Origin of the sequence: Pseudoduganella guangdongensis (assembly GCF_009857475.1) — a bacterium.
In the GTDB taxonomy this organism is placed as follows: Bacteria; Pseudomonadota; Gammaproteobacteria; order Burkholderiales; family Burkholderiaceae_D; genus Rugamonas; species Rugamonas guangdongensis.
Map to the genome: position 1 here is coordinate 46666 of NZ_WWCJ01000010.1, position 16116 is coordinate 62781.

Consider the following 16116-nt stretch of genomic DNA (forward strand, 5'->3'; position numbering starts at 1 on the left):
TATCGAAAATACGTTTAAAAATTACCCAGGAACCATTCCTTCATGCGCTGCCAAACTGCCTTTACCGAACCATCCTGGCGGGTCACGATGTGGCCGCGCAGATACTGCTTCTTTGCTTCCAATAACAGGCCTAACACGGTTGCGTAGCGCGGGCTGCGGACCACGTCGGCCAGTTGGCCGCGATAGTCCGGGGTGCCCAGGCGCGCCGGTTTCAGGAAGATGTCTTCCGCCATCTCCACCATGCCCGGCATGATCGCGGTGCCGCCGGTCAGCACGATGCCCGACGAGAGCACGCCCTCGTAGCCGGACTCGCGCACCACCTGGTGCACCATCGCAAACAGTTCTTCCACGCGCGGCTCGATCACGGCCGCCAGCGCCTGGCGCGACAGGTTGCGCGGGCCGCGGTCGCCCAGGCCCGGCACTTCCAGGTGCTCGCCCGGATCGGCCAGCACTTGCTTGGCCACGCCGTAGCGGATCTTGATTTCTTCGGCCTCGCCGGTCGGCGTGCGCAGCGCCATGGCGATGTCGTTGGTGATCTGGTCGCCGGCGATCGGGATCACGGCCGTGTGGCGGATCGCGCCGTCGCTGAAGACCGCCACGTCAGTGGTGCCGCCGCCGATGTCGATCAGCACCACGCCCAGCTCCTTTTCATCGGTGGTCAGCACCGCGTCGGCCGATGCCATCGGCTGCAGGATCAGGTCCGACACTTCCAGGCCGCAGCGGCGCACGCATTTGACGATGTTCTGCACCGCGCTCACCGCGCCGGTCACGATGTGCACCTTCACTTCCAGGCGGATGCCGCTCATGCCGATCGGCTCGCGCACGTCGTCCTGCGAGTCGACGATGAATTCCTGCGGCACGGTGTGCAGCAGCTGCTGGTCGGTCGGGATGTTGACTGCCTTGGCCGTTTCGATCACGCGCGCCACGTCGGTGGCGGTGACTTCCTTGTCCTTGATCGCCACCATGCCGCTGGAGTTGAAGCTGCGGATATGGCTGCCCGCGATGCCCGCGTACACATTGCGGATCTTGCAGTCGGCCATCAGCTCCGCCTCTTCCAGCGCGCGCTGGATCGATTCGACGGTCGCCTCGATGTTCACCACCACGCCTTTTTTCAGGCCGTTGGACTCGTGCTGGCCCAGGCCAATCACTTCGTGGCGTCCATCTGCCATCACCTCGGCCACCACGGCCACCACCTTGGAGGTGCCGATGTCGAGGCCGACGATCAGGTTCTTAGCGTCTTTAGTCATCTCTCTGCCTGCTTATCAATGTTTCTTCGTATCCGCGGGAATCTTCAGCCCCGCTGCGCTCAAGGCCAGACCGTTCTGGTAGCGCATGTCAATCGTTTCAATATTCGGCACGCGGGCCGCGATCTGCGGCCAGATCCGCACCAGGCGGTCAACCCGCTGGCGCAGCGTGTCGTGGGTCGCCTCGCGGCCCAGCGCCACGCTGGCGCCGTTGTCCAGCTTTACCGTCCACGCGTAGCGGCTCGACAGCGCCAGGGCCTTCGGCTCCAGGCTGGCCGGCGCGAACCACTGCTTCAATTCGCCGTAGCGTGCCAGTACTTCCTTCTCGCTGCCATCCGGACCGGAGAACTCCGGCAGCTCGTGATCCTCTTCCGCCTCCGCCAGGTTGGCGGTGAAAACGTCGCCCTTCACCGACAGCAGGCGCCCGTCTTCGCCCCAGGTGCCGAGCGCCTCGTGCTCTTCCAGCGAGACGATCAACTGGTCGGGCCACTCGCGGCGCACGCTGGCGCGGCGCACCCATGGCACCGCTTCAAACACCTGGCGCACCTGCTCCAGGTTGGCGGTGAAGAAGTTGCCGACGATGCGGCCCTGGGTGCCGTTGCGCAGCGTCAGGTGGTTCACGTGCTTGAACTCCGACTTGTCCATGGTCTCAACGCGGATCGAGCGCAAATCGAATACAGGGCGATTCGCCAGCCACCACACGCCGGCGACGGCGCAAGCCAGCACCGACAGCGCGACCATGCCGCTGGCGGTTGCATTCAAGGCTTTGACGTCGTGCCACATAAGTCCCGGTTCCCTTTACTTCTTCAGCTTCAAGCGCGCGGTACGCAGGATTTCCACGCACAGTTCTTCGTAGCTCACGCCGGTGGCGCGCGCCGCCATCGGCACCAGCGAATGGCTGGTCATGCCGGGCGAGGTGTTCACCTCCAGCAGGAACGGTTTCTGGTCCTTCTCGCGCAGCAGCACGTCGACCCGGCCCCAGCCCTCGCAGCCGACGGCGCGGTAGGCCGCCACGGCGATACGCTGCATCTCATCCTGCAAGGCCTGGTCCAGCTGCGGCGGGCAGAAATACTGGGTGTCGTCGGTGAAGTACTTGTTCTGGTAGTCGTAGTTGCCCTGCGGGGCGACGATCTCGACGATCGGCAGCGCGCGCGCGTCCTTGCCGGTGCCCAGCACGGCCACGGTGAACTCGCGGCCTTGCACGAATTCCTCGGCCAGCACGCAGTCGTCCAGCGCGGCGGCGGCGTCGTAGGCCGCTTTCAGGCCGGCCGTGTCGGTCACCTTGGTGATGCCGATGGTCGAGCCTTCATGCGGCGGCTTCATGATCAGGGGCAGGCCCAGGCGCGCGGCTTCCGCGTCCAGGTCGGAATCGGCGCCCAGCACCGCGTACTCCGGGGTCGGCAGGTTTTCGCGCAGCCACAGGATCTTGGTGGTGATCTTGTCCATGCCCACCGAGCTGGCCATCACGCCCGAGCCGGTGTAGGGGATGCCCAGCAGTTCCAGCGCGCCCTGCAGGCTGCCGTCTTCGCCGTAGCGGCCGTGCAGCGCGATGAAGACGCGGTCGAATTTTTCCGCCGCCAGGTCAGCCAGCGAACGTTGGCCCGGGTCGAAGGCGTGGGCGTCCACGCCTTGCGCTTGCAGCGCCGCCAGCACGCCGCTGCCGGACATGAGCGATACATCGCGCTCGGCGGACAAGCCGCCCATCAGCACGCCCACCTTGCCGAATGCTTGCGCTTCTTGTGCAGTCAGTTTGGTCATTGCCTTACGCCTTCCAATTCGTCAGTTTTGCCGGGACGCCGCTGATCGAGCCTGCGCCCATGGTCAGCACAACGTCGCCGTCGCGCACCACGTTCATAATCGTTTCCGGCATGTCGGCGATGTTCTCGACGAACACCGGTTCCGCCTTGCCGCGCGCACGGATCGCGTGCGCCAGGGCGCGGCCGTCGGCAGCCACGATCGGCTGCTCCCCTGCTGCATAAACGTCCGACAGCACCAGTACGTCGACCGTGCTCAGGACTTTCGCGAAATCTTCGAACAGGTCGCGCGTGCGGCTGTAGCGGTGCGGCTGGAAGGCCAGCAGCAGGCGGCGGCCCGGATAGGCGGCACGCGCGGCGGCGGTGGTCACTTCCATTTCCAGCGGGTGATGGCCGAAATCGTCCACCAGGGTGAAGCTGCCGCCGGACGGGATGGCGACTTCGCCGTATTTGGTAAAGCGGCGGCCGACGCCGGCGAAACCCGCCAGGCCGGCTTGGGTTGCCGTGTCTTCCACGCCGATTTCACGCGCAATCGCGACGGCGGAGCAGGCGTTCTGCACGTTGTGCATGCCGGGCTGGTTCAACACGATGTCCAGGTCCGGGTAGCCTTCCTGCAGCACGGTGAAGTGCATCTGGGTGCCGACGGCGCGCGCGTTCACGGCGCGCACTTCCGCGTCTTCCGCGAAACCGTAGGTGGTGACCGGCTTGGTCACCTGCGGGATGATGGCGCGCACGTGCGGGTCGTCGATGCACAGCATGGCGCGGCCGTAGAACGGCAGGCGGTGCGTGAAGTGCACGAAGGCCTGCTTCAGCTTTTCGAAATCGTGCTCGTAGGTCTCCATATGATCGGCATCGATGTTGGTGATGACTTCGATCATTGGGGTCAGGTTCAGGAAGGACGCATCCGACTCGTCGGCTTCCGCCACCAGGTATTCGCCCGAACCCAGTTTGGCGTTGGCGCCGGCGGCGGTCAGGCGGCCGCCGATGACGAAGGTCGGGTCCAGGCCGCCTTCGGCCAGCACGGACGCCACCAGGCTGGTGGTGGTGGTCTTGCCGTGGGTGCCGGCGATGGCGATGCCGCGCTTCAGGCGCATCAATTCACCCAGCATCACGGCGCGCGGCACGATCGGGATCTTGCGGGCGCGCGCGGCGACCACTTCCGGGTTGTCGTTCTTGACGGCGGTGGAGGTCACCACTGCGTCGGCATTGCCGATGAAGGCCGCGTCGTGGCCCTGGTGCACGGTGGCGCCCATGTCGACCAGGCGCTGGGTCACGGCGTTCGAACCGAGGTCCGAGCCGGTCACGGTATAGCCCAGCGTGACCAGCACTTCGGCGATGCCGCTCATGCCGCTGCCGCCGATGCCGACGAAGTGAATATTCTTTACTTTATGTTTCATGCGAGTGCTTCCAATTCTTGTGCGATGGCGTCGTTCGCGTCGCGCTTGCCCACTGCATGCGCGGCGGCCGCCATCTTTTGGCAGGTGTTGCGGTTCAGCGTCTGCAACAGCGCTGCCAGGCTTTCCGGATTCAGTTCCGTCTGCGGCATGTGGATCGAGGCGCCCTGCTTCGCCATCCACTGCGCGTTGTCGCGCTGGTGGCTGGTGGTCGAAGCCACCAGGGGAACCAGCACGCTGGCCACGCCGGCTGCCGTCAGTTCCGACACGGTAATGGCGCCGGCGCGGCAGATCACGACATCCGCCTGCGCGTAGGCGCCCGCCATGTCGTCGATGAAATCGACCACGTTCGCTTCCACATGCGCCTGCGCGTAAGCCGCGCGCAGGGCTTCGATATTCTTTTTGCCCGACTGGTGGGTCACCAGCGGACGCTGCTCCGGCGCGAGCATTGCCAGCGCGGCCGGCAGTGCGTCGTTGAGCGCCTTGGCGCCCAGGCTGCCGCCCACCACTAGGATGCGCAGCGCGCCTTCGCGGCCTTCAAAGCGCTGTGCCGGCGCCGGCAGCGCCAGGATTTCCTTGCGCACCGGGTTGCCCGTCACGACCGCCTTGCCCGCTGCCGCGCCGAAATCGGCCGGGAAGCCGAAGCACACGCGCTTGGCCAGCGGCGCCAGGGTCTTGTTCGACAGCAGCAGGGCCGCGTCGGCGTTCACCAGCACCAGCGGCACGCCGCGCAGCTTGGCCATCAGGCCGCCCGGCACGCAGACATAGCCGCCCATGCCCAGCACCACATCCGGCTTGCGCTTGCCGATAAAGCCGAAGCAGGCCGCGAAAGCGCCGATCATCTTGAACGCGCCGCTTACCGTATGCGCCAGGCCCTTGCCGCGCATGCCGCTGAAGTGGATCTGGTCCATCTGCACGCCGTGCTTCGGCACCAGGTCGGTTTCCATGCCGTGCGAAGTGCCCAGCCAGCTCACTTCCCAGCCGCGCGCGCGCATCACCTGCGCGATCGCCAGGCCGGGGAAGATGTGGCCGCCGGTGCCAGCTGCCATGATCATCAGGCGCTTGCTCATACGCGGCCTCCACGCATCAACTGGCGGTTTTCGTAGTCGATACGCAGCAGAATGGCCAGGCCGACGCAGTTGATGATGATGCCGGTGCCGCCATAGCTCATCAGCGGCAGGGTCAGGCCCTTGGTCGGCAGCAGCCCCAGGTTCACGCCCATATTGATAAAGGTCTGAATGCCGATCCAGATGCCGATGCCTTTCGCCGCCAGGCCGGCAAAGGTCTGGTCGATGGCAATGGCCTGGCGGCCGATGTCGAAAGCGCGTTTGACGATCCAGTAGAACATGCCGATGGTGATCAGGACACCGATCATGCCCAGCTCTTCGCCGATCACCGCCAGCAGGAAGTCGGTGTGCGCTTCCGGCAGGTAGTGCAGCTTTTCCACGCTGGCGCCCAGGCCGACGCCGGTCAGCTCGCCGCGCCCGAAGGCGATCAGCGAGTGGGTCAGCTGGTAGGACTTGTTCAGCGCGTTCTCCTCTTCCCAAGGATTGAGGTAGGCGAACAGGCGCGCGCGGCGGAACGGCGACAGCATGATGATCGCCACGAAGATCGTCACCAGCATGCCGGCGATACCGCCGAACCAGACTGCGTTCACGCCGCCCAGGAACAGGATGCCCATGGCGATGCAGACGATCACGCCGAAGGCGCCCAGGTCGGGTTCCAGCAGCAGCAACAGGCCGACGAAAGCCACCGCCAGCGCCATCGGCAGGAAGCCTTTCGACAGGCGGTGCATGTATTCCTGCTTGCGCACTGTGTAGTCGGCGGCGTACAGCACGATAAAGAGCTTCATCAGCTCGGACGGCTGGAACTGGAATACCTTGAGCGACAGCCAGCGGCGGCCGCCGTTTACGTTCACGCCCAGGCCCGGGATCAGCACCAGCACCAGCGCCACCAGGGTGGCGATGAACAGGTAGGGCGCGGCGCGCTGCCAGTCCTGCACCCGCACGCGGAAGGCAACGGCGGCCGCCACCATGGCGATGCCGATGAAGACCGCCTGGCGCTGCACGAAGAAGTGATTCTTGTAATTGGCGAATTTGGGCGAATCCGGCAGCGCGATCGACGCCGAATACACCATCACCATGCCGAACAGCATGAGCAGCAGCACGCTCCAGACCAGGGGCTGGTCGTAGTCCATCATCTTCGAATGGCGCGCGCGTCCATCCAGCGGTGCTGGGGACTCGGCGCCGCCGAAGCGGAATGGAAGCTGGATCGCCATCAGATCTCCTGCCCCGCATCAAGCGCGATCTCGCGCACGGTGTCGATGAACACCTGCGCGCGGTGCGCGTAGTTCTTGAACATGTCCAGGCTGGCGCAGGCGGGCGACAGCAGCACCGCGTCGCCGGCGTGGGCGATGGCGGACGCGCGCTTGGTGGCCTCCTCCAGCGTGGCGCAGTCTTCCAGCTTGACGCCGGTCGCTTCCAGCGCGCTGCGGATGGCCGGCGCGTCGCGCCCGATCAGCACCACGGCGCGCACGAAGCGGCGCACCGGGTCGGCCAGCGGGTCGAACTCCTGGCCCTTGCCGTCGCCGCCGGCGATCACCACCAGCTTTTGCTCGCTGCCGCCGAAGGCCTGGCCCAGGCCGACCAGGGCGGCGACCGTGGCGCCGACGTTGGTGCCTTTCGAGTCGTCGTAGTAGTCCACGCCGTTGATCGAGGCCACCAGCTCCACCCGGTGCGGCTGGCCTTTGTAGTCGCGCAGGCCGTGCAGCAGCGGCGCGAACGGCAGGCCGATGGCGCGGCACAGGGCCAACGCGGCCAGCGCGTTGGAGGCGTTGTGGGTACCGCGGATCTGCAGCGCGTCGGACGGCATCAGCTTCTTGGTATAGCACTCCACCGGCGGTGGCGGCGGATCGTTTTTCTTGCGGCGCTTGGGCGCTTCGGCGTCGTCGGTCGGTTCGGCGGTGGCCAGCCAGTACACGCCGCGCTCGCTCACCAGGCCGAAGCTATGCGCCAGTTCCGGCGCGTCGGTGCCAAAGGTCACGTTCTCGCCGATTGGATTGGCCATGGCCATGGTCCACTTGTCGTCGCGGTTCAGCACACGCACGGTGTTTTCGCCGAAGATGCGCTGCTTGTCGTCGGCGTAGGCTTGCATGCTGCCATGCCAGTCCAGGTGGTCCTGGGTCAGGTTCAGCACCGTGGCGGCGTCGGCCTGCAGGCTGTAGGTGGTGTGCAGCTGGAAGCTGGACAGCTCGAGTACCCACGCTTGCGGCAATTCATCGTTGTCCATCACTTCGCGCAGCACGTCCAGCGCGGCCGGGCTGATATTGCCGGCCACGCGCACCGACAGGCCGGCGCGTTCGCACAGCTGGCCGGTCAGGCTGGTAACGGTGGTCTTGCCGTTGGTGCCGGTAATGGCGATGACTTTCGGCGCGTAGGCACGCTCGTCCTTCAGCCACTTCAGCGCCTGGGCGAAGATTTCGATCTCGCCCCAGACCGGGATGCCTTTGGCGGCGGCGGCCGGGATGATCTCGGCCAGCTCGCGGTTCGGCGCCAGGCCCGGGCTGGCGCAGACGAAGTCCACCCCGTCCAGCAGGGCTGCGTTGAACGGACCGGCGATGAACTGGGTGCCGGGCAGCTGCTCGCGCAGCAGCGGCAGGCGCTCCGGCACCGGGCGCGTGTCGGCCACGCGCAGCAGCGCGCCGCAGCGCGCCAGCCAGTGCGCCATCGCCAGGCCCGACTCGCCGAGCCCCAGTACCAGTGCAATTTTGCCGTTGTAGATCATCAGCGCAGTTTCAAAGTGGAGAGGCCGACCAGGACCAGCATCATCGTGATAATCCAGAAGCGCACGACAACCTGGGTTTCTTTCCAACCCTTCTGTTCAAAGTGGTGGTGCAAAGGCGCCATCAGGAACACGCGGCGGCCAACGCCGTAGCGCTTCTTGGTGAACTTGAACCAACCCACCTGGATGATCACCGACAGCGTCTCCGCCACGAAGATGCCGCCCATGATGAAGAGGACGATTTCCTGGCGCACGATCACGGCGATGGTGCCGAGCGCGCCGCCCAGCGCCAGTGCGCCGACGTCACCCATGAACACTTGCGCCGGATGCGCGTTGTACCACAGGAAAGCCAGGCCGGCGCCCGCCATCGCACCGCAGAAGATGATCAGCTCACCGGCGCCCGGGATGTGCGGGATGAACAGGTATTTCGAATAGGTCGCGGAACCGGTCAGGTAGGCGAACAGGCCGAGCGCGGAACCGACCATCACGGTCGGCATGATGGCCAGGCCGTCCAGGCCGTCGGTGAAGTTCACCGCGTTCGAGGTGCCGACGATCACGCAGTAGGTCAGCGCGATGAAGCCCCACACGCCCAGCGGGTAGCTGATGGTCTTGAAGAACGGTACGATCAGGTCGGCCTTCGGCGGCAGGTCCATCGAGAAGCCCGATTGCACCCACTGGAAGAACAGTTCGAACACCTGGGCCGGGGTCGGGGCCGACACCGAGAACGCCAGGTAGAGCGCGGCGGCGATGCCGACCAGCGACTGCCAGAAATATTTCTCGGCCGAGCGCATGCCCTCCGGGTCCTGGCGCACCACCTTGCGGTAGTCGTCCACCCAGCCCACGGCGCCGAAGCCCATGGTCACCACGATGACCGGCCAGATCAGGCGGTTCGACCAGTCGCACCAGAGGATGGTGGCGATGCCGACGGCGATCAGCAGCAGCACGCCGCCCATGGTCGGGGTGCCGTGCTTTTTCAGGTGGGTCTGCGGGCCGTCGGTGCGCACCGCCTGGCCGTACTTCATGACGGTCAGTTTGCGGATCACGGCGGGACCGGCGATCAGGCCGATCAGCAGGGCCGTGATGGTGGCCATCACGGCGCGGAAGGTGATGTAGTTAAAGAGGCGGAAAGCCCCAATGTCGTCCTGCAGGATTTGTGCAAGCCAGAGCAGCATGATTAGTGTGTTTCCTTTGTTACGTGTTGCGATCCAATCAAATGCTGCACGACCCGTTCCATTTTCATGAAGCGGGAGCCCTTGATCAATACGGTTGCATCCGGCGTTGCCGCAGCCGTTACAGCTTGCAGCAAGGCGTCGAATTCTTGGTGGTGCTCGGCGTGCGGCGCCATGTGGGCCGCCAGCGCGCCGGTGGCGAAGAAATGCTCAATGCCCTTGCTGGCGGCGTAGGCCGCCACCTCTTCGTGGAACTCCTTGCCCTGGGTGCCGACTTCGCCCATATCGCCCAGCACCAGCACGCGCGGCGCCTTGGCCTTGGCCAGCACGTCGATGGCGGCGCGCACGGAGTCGGGGTTGGCATTGTAGGTGTCGTCGATCAGCAGCGCGCCGTTGGCCGCCTGCTTCTTCTGCAACCGGCCGTTCACCGGCGCGAACGCTTCCAGCCCGGTGCGGATGGTGGAAGTGTCGATGCCGGCGGCGTAAGTGCAGGCGATGGCGGCCAGCGCGTTGCGCACGTTATGCTCGCCGGCGGCCTGCAGCGACACGGTGAAGTGGCGCGGCACCGCGTCCGGCGCGGCAAACGAGGCGGCGGCGCCGGCCGACGCGGACGCCGCCGGATGGATGGTGACGGCCAGCTCGGCGCCGAAGTCGCCGGCGCTGTAGCTGCAGCTCACATTGGCGGCGGCGTCCAGGCCGAAGGTCAGCACGCGGCGGCCGACCGACATTTCGCGCCAGACCGGGGTGAACTCGTCGCCGTGCGGGAACACGGCCACGCCGTCGCCCGGCAAGGCGGCCAGCACGCTGCCGTTTTCGCGCGCCACCGCTTCCACGGTGTGCATGAATTCCTGGTGCTCGCGCTGGGCGTTGTTCACCATGCCGATGGTCGGCGCGGCGATGACGGCCAGGCGGCCGATCTCGCCCGGATGGTTCATGCCCAGCTCCACCACGGCGGAACGATGCGCGGCGTCCAGGCGGAACAGCGTGAGCGGCACGCCGATTTCGTTATTCAGGTTGCCGCGCGTCGCCAGGCGGCCTTCTTCGCCGTGGGCGGCGGCCAGGATGGCGGCGATCATTTCCTTGACGGTGGTCTTGCCATTGGAGCCGGTCACGCCGATCAGCGGCAGCGCGAACTGCCGGCGCCAATAATTGGCAATCCGGCCCAGCGCCGCCAGGGTGTCCGGCACCACGATGGCAGGCAGGGTCCAGCCTTCCGGCAATTGTTCGACCACCACGGCGGCCACGCCGCTGCCGGCCAGCTGCGGCAGGAAGTCGTGGGCGTCGAACACTTCGCCGCGCAAGGCGACAAAGAGCTGGCCGGCGCCGGCCGTGCGGGTGTCGATCGACACGCCGTCGAATTCCAGCCCCAGCGCGGCGTCATTGGTCAGCACGCCGTGGTGCAGGTGCGCGCCGGGCAGCTCGGGCAGGATGTGGGCGAGTGTGCTGCGCATCAGTGCGGCCTCATCATGGTCAGGCGCGCCGACAATGCCAGCTGCGCGTGCTCGGCGTCCGAGAACGGAATCTTGCGGCCCTTGATTTCCTGGTAGGGCTCATGGCCCTTCCCCGCCAGCAGGATGACGTCGGCCTTGCCGGCGTGGCGCACGGCGGACAGGATCGCGGCGGCGCGGTCTTCCACCGTCATGAATTCGGAGTTCGCATGCCCGGCGTCCATGCCGGCCACCACCTGGCGGATGATCTCCGCCGGCTCTTCGCTGCGCGGGTTATCGCTGGTGACCAGCACATGCTCGGCCATCTGCGCGATACGGCCCATTTGCGGGCGCTTGCCCGGGTCGCGGTCGCCGCCGCAGCCGAACACGCACCACAGGTGGCCGCCACGGTCGTTGGCCACCGAGCGCAGGGCTTGCAGCGTTTTTTCCAGCGCATCCGGCGTGTGCGCGTAGTCGATCACCACCATCGGCGCTTCCTGGCCGCCGATCTGCTGCATGCGGCCCGGGGCCGGCAGCAGCGATTCGATGCCGTCGATCGCGGTGCGGAAGGCAACGCCTCTGGCCAGCAGCGCGGCCAGCACGGCCAGCGCATTGCTCACATTGAACGGGCCGACCAGCTGGGTGCGCACATGCGCGTGGCCGAAGCTCGAGTCCAGGTTGAATTCAGTGCCCAGATTGCGGCTGCGCAGCGCGCTGGCGCGCAGCATGGAGATGCCCTGCACGTTGGGCTGCGCCTTGGCGTCCTTCAGGGTGTAGCCGATGATGGCCGGGCGCGCGCCCTTTTTCGCCTTGATGTGCGCCACCAGGCGCTGGCCCATCGGGTCGTCCAGGTTGACCACGGCGTGCTTCAGGCCGGGCCAGTCGAACAGGATGGTCTTGGCCGCTTCGTAGTTGGCTTCGTCGCCGTGGTAGTCCAGGTGGTCGCGCGTCAGGTTGGTGAAGACCGCCACGTCGAAATGCATGCCGTCCAGGCGGCCCTGATGCAGACCGATGGAGGACGCTTCGATCGCCAGCGCGCCGGCGCCGTCGGCGTGCACCTGCTGCAGCTTGCGCGCCAGCAGCACCGCGTCCGGCGTGGTGTAGCCGGTTTCGTCGAATTCCACCTCGCCGCGCGCGCGGAACATGCCCACGCCCAGCGTGCCGATCACGGCGGCGGTTTCGCCGATCTTGGCCAGGGCCTGGCCGGTCCACACCGCGCAGCTGGTCTTGCCGTTGGTGCCGGTGACGGCCACGGTGAACATGCCGGCGTCGGGCTGGCCGTACCAGGCGTGGGCGATCGGGCCGGCCTCCTTTTTCAGGCCGGGCACGGCCAGGTGCGGCACCGCGTGCGCCGCGTCCCAGGCGTAAGCGCTGTCGTCGTACACCACGGCGGCGGCGCCATTCTCGATCGCGGTGCCGATGAAGGTGCGGCCGTCCTTGGCGTCGCCCGGATAGGCAAAGAAGATGTCGCCAGCCTGGATGCGGCGCGAGTCCGAAGCCAGTTGCGCGTTCGGCGCGGCGGCGCGCATCCAGCTGATAATGTCTTGGTGGGTCATGTTCGTCATTTACATGGCCTCCGGTCCAGTGTCCGTCGGCACCACGATTTCGGTGACGTTGGAGTCGGGAGGCACATTGGAGGCGCGCAACGCGTTGATTGCGACAGCCGCGAAGGTGGGTGCAGCGACCGAACCGCCGTAGTGGCCGTTCTGGGTCGGTTCGTCGATCATGACTGCAATGACAAAGCGCGGCGCCGACATCGGCACCATGCCGACGAAGGAACCGATGTATTTGCGCGGGATCGCATAGCGGCCGTTCTCCACCTTGTAGGCGGTGCCGGTCTTGCCGCCCACGCGGTAGCCCGGGATCTGGGCCTTCTTGGCGGTGCCTTCCTTGCCCGATACCACGTTCTCCAGCATCTCGCGCATTTGCGCGGCGGTCTGCGGCTTGATGATCTGCTGGCCGAGCGGCTCCTTGTCGACCTTTTCAAACGACAAAGGAATGGTGTCACCATTCCGGGCAAACATCATGTAGGAGCGGGCCAGCTGGATCACCGAGACCGAAATGCCGTTGCCGTAGCTCATGGTGGCCTGCTCGATCGGCCGCCAGGATTTGTACGGCCGCACCCGTCCCGCCACCGCGCCGGGGAAGCCCCACTTGGGCTGCTGGCCGAAACCGACCTTGGTGAACATCTCCCACATCTCCTGCGGCGGCATGCTGAGCGCGATCTTCGCGGTGCCGATATTGGACGAGGTCTCGATGATCTTGGCCACGTCGATCACGCCGTGCGCCTTGGTGTCCGAGATGGTGCGGTCGATGATGGTATAGCGGCCGTTGCCGGTGTCGATCAGGGTCGACGGCTTGACGCGGCCGCTGTCCAGCGCCAGCGCCACGGTGATCGGCTTGAGCGTGGAGCCCGGCTCGAAGGAGTCGGTCATGACGCGGTTGCGCAGCTGCGCGCCGGTCAGGTTGCGGCGGTCGTTCGGGTCGTAGCTCGGGTAGTTGGCCAGCGCCAGCACTTCGCCGGTGTGCACGTCCAGCACCACCGCGCCGCCGGCCTTGGCGCCGAAATGCTCGACCGCCTGTTTCAGCTGGGTGTAGGCGATGTACTGGATCTTGCTGTCCACCGACAGGGTGACGTCCTTGCCGTTGTGCGGCTCGACCTTGCCGCCGATATCCTCGACCACGCGGCCGCGGCCGTCCTTGATCACGCGGCGCGAACCGGGGCGGCCGACCAGGTTGGCCTGCTGCGCCAGCTCCATCGATTCCTGGCCCTTGTCGTCCACGTTGGTGAAGCCGACCAGGTGGGTCATGACTTCGCCTTGCGGGTAGAAGCGCTTGTACTCGGGGCGGATGTCCATGCCGTCCAGGTCCAGCGCCTTGATCTTGTCGGCGGTTTCCACCTCGACCTGGCGTTTCAGGTAGACCAGGTTGCGGTCGGAGTCGAGCTTCTTGCGCAGCTCGGCCTCGCTCATTTCCAGCAGGCCGGCCAGGGCGCGGAATTTGTCTTTGGGCGCCGCCAGCAGGTCGTCCGGCGAGGCCCAGATGGCGCGCACCGGGATCGAGGTCGCCAGCACCTGGCCGTTGCGGTCGGTGATCTTGCCGCGGATGGCCGGCAGTTCCTGCGTGCGCTGGTAGCGGTTGGCGCCCTGCTCCTGCAGGAATTGCGACTGGCTGGAGGTGCCCTGCAGCCAGACGGCGCGCGCCGCCAGCGCCGCGAACGCGACGAACAGCACGAACAGCACCACGCGCGAGCGCCAGGTCGGCAGGCGCACCGCCAGCACCGGGCTCTTGGAGAAGGACACGCCTTTTGAGCGCGCCACGCGCGCCGTTCCGTTACCGCCGCTGGAACGCATCATTGGGCGCCCTCCGTCAGGTACTGGGTGCGGTTCGGCGTGAGCGGGGTCATATTCAGCTCGCGGCGCGCGATTTCCTCGATACGGGCGTGCTTGCCCAGGGTCGACTGGTCCAGCTGCAGCTGCGCCCATTCGATATCGAGCTGGCGCGCCTGGCTCTCGGCGCGCTCCTTGTCGACGAACAGGTGGCGCGCGCGGTATTGCGCGTTAACGAGCGACAGGCCGCAAGCGACCAGCAACGCCGTCAGCACGATATTGAGTTTGTTGCTCATGGCACGCCCCCGGCAGGCGGCAGGCGCATGGCCACGCGCATCACGGCGGAACGCGCGCGCGGGTTTTCTTCCACTTCCTTATCGGACGGCTTGACGCGCGCCAGCAGCTTGAGTTCCGGCTGCGGCAGGTCGACCGCCCGGATCGGCAGGCGCCGGTCGGGCTGCTCCACCTTGGCCTTGGACGCCAGGAACTGCTTGACCATGCGGTCTTCCAGCGAGTGGAAGCTGATGATGGCCAGGATGCCGCCCGGCTTCAAGGCATGGAAGGCCTGGCTCAGGGCCGATTCAAGGTCCTCAAGCTCTTTATTGACGAAAATCCGGATAGCCTGAAAGGTGCGGGTCGCAGGGTCCTTGCCCTTTTCGCGAGTCTTGACCGCGCCTGCCACGATACCGGCAAGCTGTCGTGTGCTTGAAATTGGTTCGATTGCCCGGCGAGCAACAATCGCCTTTGCAATCTGAAAAGCAAACCGTTCTTCCCCATATTCCCTTATCACCTTTTCCAGTGTTTTTTCTGATTCCGTGGCCAGCCACTCGGCAGCGGAGATGCCGCGCGTGGTATCCATGCGCATGTCGAGCGGGCCATCGTTGCGGAAGCTGAACCCGCGCGCCGCGTCGTCCACCTGGGGAGACGAAATGCCAAGGTCCATCAAAATGCCGTCCACGGCGGGAATGCCGCGTTCGGCCAGCGCATCCGCCATGGTGGCGAAGCTGTCGTGCACGATGGTGAATCGCGCATCGCCGATGGTCTCGGCGTTGGCGATCGCTTGCAGGTCTTTGTCGAAGGCCACCAGGCGCCCCGCGGGACCGAGGCGCGACAGGATCAGGCGCGAGTGGCCGCCGCGGCCGAATGTGCCATCTATATAGATACCGTTGGCGCGCGCGCCGCTCAGGTCGAGCGCATCGACCGCTTCATCTAACAGCACCGTACGATGCTGGAATTCGGGCACCGAGGTCGTCGTCATTTAATGTCGGCCTCAGAAGGAAAAATCGGAAAGGGTATCGGGCATGCCCACCTCGATGGTGGCTTGCTCGTTCTGGGCCCGTTTGACCGGGTCCCAGATTTCAAAGTGGGTCAGCATGCCGGCCAGCACGACCTCGCGGCCCAGGCCGACAGCCTCGCGCAGCTCGGGGCCGACCAGGATGCGGCCGGCGGAATCCATCTCAACGTCGGCGGCATTGCCCAGCAGGATGCGCTGCCAGCCGCGGGCCGACATCGGCCACTGGGCGATCTGGTCGCGTTTGGTTTCCCAGACATGGCGCGGGTACATCAAGAGGCAGCCGTCCGGGTGTTTGGTAAGCGTGAGGCGTCCTTCGCACTGGATCAGCAGTGCGTCACGATGCTTGGCCGGGATGGACATCCTGCCTTTCGCATCGAGAGTGATCGCGGACGCGCCTTGGAACACGTTTTACCTTATCTAAAAAATCCCACAAAACTACACTTTTTCACACTATCGCCCACTTTAGAGGATGCTTACAGGTCGGTCAAGCGAATTTCCCTGACGAAAACCGCGATTTGTCCAATGAAATTAAGGACTTAGCGCCATTCCTTGAGAAATGACCGAAGTAAAAACCGTCGAGAAATTAGATACTTATGAAAGATAGTGAAAGTGCTACTTCACGTGCAGCCAGTGCCAAACGGGAGAAAAATGCCTAAAAATAAATTTTGAAATCGTCGTTTGGTTGCCTGAAGACAACGCGCCTTGCACGAAATAGCAACAAGGGG

At 65.5% G+C, this 16116-nt stretch carries 14 protein-coding genes; all 14 read right to left on the reverse strand.

The window, feature by feature from the left end:
* Window positions 1-14: 14 nt before the first annotated feature.
* Genes ftsA through mraZ form a run of 14 tightly spaced genes read right to left on the reverse strand, consistent with a single transcriptional unit; the run spans window position 15 to window position 15796 of the window.
* Entirely contained in the window at window positions 15-1247 is a 1233-nt protein-coding gene (gene ftsA, locus GTP41_RS15200) for a cell division protein FtsA (protein WP_161026424.1), read from the reverse strand.
* Between the two features lie 15 nt (window positions 1248-1262).
* On the reverse strand, window positions 1263-2027 hold the full coding sequence (locus tag GTP41_RS15205; protein ID WP_161026425.1) for a cell division protein FtsQ/DivIB: 765 nt from the start codon (window positions 2025-2027) through the stop codon (window positions 1263-1265).
* 15 nt (window positions 2028-2042) lie between these two features.
* Entirely contained in the window at window positions 2043-3002 is a 960-nt protein-coding gene (locus GTP41_RS15210; RefSeq protein ID WP_161026426.1) for a D-alanine--D-alanine ligase, read from the reverse strand.
* 4 nt (window positions 3003-3006) lie between these two features.
* Window positions 3007-4395 carry a UDP-N-acetylmuramate--L-alanine ligase gene (gene murC, locus GTP41_RS15215; protein ID WP_161026427.1) on the reverse strand — a complete coding sequence of 463 codons (1389 nt, stop codon included), beginning with the start codon at window positions 4393-4395 and terminating at the stop codon, window positions 3007-3009.
* Window positions 4392-5447, reverse strand: a complete 1056-nt coding sequence (gene murG / locus GTP41_RS15220) for an undecaprenyldiphospho-muramoylpentapeptide beta-N-acetylglucosaminyltransferase (protein WP_161026610.1) — start codon at window positions 5445-5447, stop codon at window positions 4392-4394. The genes murC and murG overlap by 4 nt, the downstream gene beginning before the upstream one ends.
* An 11-nt stretch (window positions 5448-5458) precedes the next feature.
* Complete coding sequence (gene ftsW / locus GTP41_RS15225; protein WP_161026428.1) at window positions 5459-6670, reverse strand: putative lipid II flippase FtsW; 1212 nt, start codon at window positions 6668-6670, stop codon at window positions 5459-5461.
* Window positions 6670-8175 carry a UDP-N-acetylmuramoyl-L-alanine--D-glutamate ligase gene (murD, locus tag GTP41_RS15230; protein WP_161026429.1) on the reverse strand — a complete coding sequence of 502 codons (1506 nt, stop codon included), beginning with the start codon at window positions 8173-8175 and terminating at the stop codon, window positions 6670-6672. The genes ftsW and murD overlap by 1 nt, the downstream gene beginning before the upstream one ends.
* Window positions 8175-9344, reverse strand: a complete 1170-nt coding sequence (gene mraY, locus GTP41_RS15235; protein ID WP_161026430.1) for a phospho-N-acetylmuramoyl-pentapeptide-transferase — start codon at window positions 9342-9344, stop codon at window positions 8175-8177. The genes murD and mraY overlap by 1 nt, the downstream gene beginning before the upstream one ends.
* A gap of 2 nt (window positions 9345-9346) precedes the next feature.
* A complete protein-coding gene (locus GTP41_RS15240; RefSeq protein WP_161026431.1) occupies window positions 9347-10792 on the reverse strand; it encodes a UDP-N-acetylmuramoyl-tripeptide--D-alanyl-D-alanine ligase in 1446 nt (481 codons plus the stop codon).
* Window positions 10792-12324, reverse strand: coding sequence for a UDP-N-acetylmuramoyl-L-alanyl-D-glutamate--2,6-diaminopimelate ligase (locus tag GTP41_RS15245; RefSeq protein ID WP_371867362.1), 1533 nt, complete (start codon window positions 12322-12324; stop codon window positions 10792-10794). The genes GTP41_RS15240 and GTP41_RS15245 overlap by 1 nt, the downstream gene beginning before the upstream one ends.
* Window positions 12325-12333: 9 nt before the next feature.
* Window positions 12334-14124 carry a peptidoglycan D,D-transpeptidase FtsI family protein gene (locus GTP41_RS15250; RefSeq protein ID WP_161026433.1) on the reverse strand — a complete coding sequence of 597 codons (1791 nt, stop codon included), beginning with the start codon at window positions 14122-14124 and terminating at the stop codon, window positions 12334-12336.
* Window positions 14121-14393, reverse strand: coding sequence for a cell division protein FtsL (ftsL, locus tag GTP41_RS15255; protein ID WP_161026434.1), 273 nt, complete (start codon window positions 14391-14393; stop codon window positions 14121-14123). The genes GTP41_RS15250 and ftsL overlap by 4 nt, the downstream gene beginning before the upstream one ends.
* The gene (gene rsmH / locus GTP41_RS15260) at window positions 14390-15355 is read right to left on the reverse strand and encodes a 16S rRNA (cytosine(1402)-N(4))-methyltransferase RsmH (RefSeq protein ID WP_161026435.1); all 966 of its coding nucleotides are present in this window, start codon (window positions 15353-15355) and stop codon (window positions 14390-14392) included. The genes ftsL and rsmH overlap by 4 nt, the downstream gene beginning before the upstream one ends.
* Before the next feature lie 12 nt (window positions 15356-15367).
* The gene (mraZ, locus tag GTP41_RS15265) at window positions 15368-15796 is read right to left on the reverse strand and encodes a division/cell wall cluster transcriptional repressor MraZ (protein ID WP_161026436.1); all 429 of its coding nucleotides are present in this window, start codon (window positions 15794-15796) and stop codon (window positions 15368-15370) included.
* Between the last annotated feature and the right edge of the window lie 320 nt (window positions 15797-16116).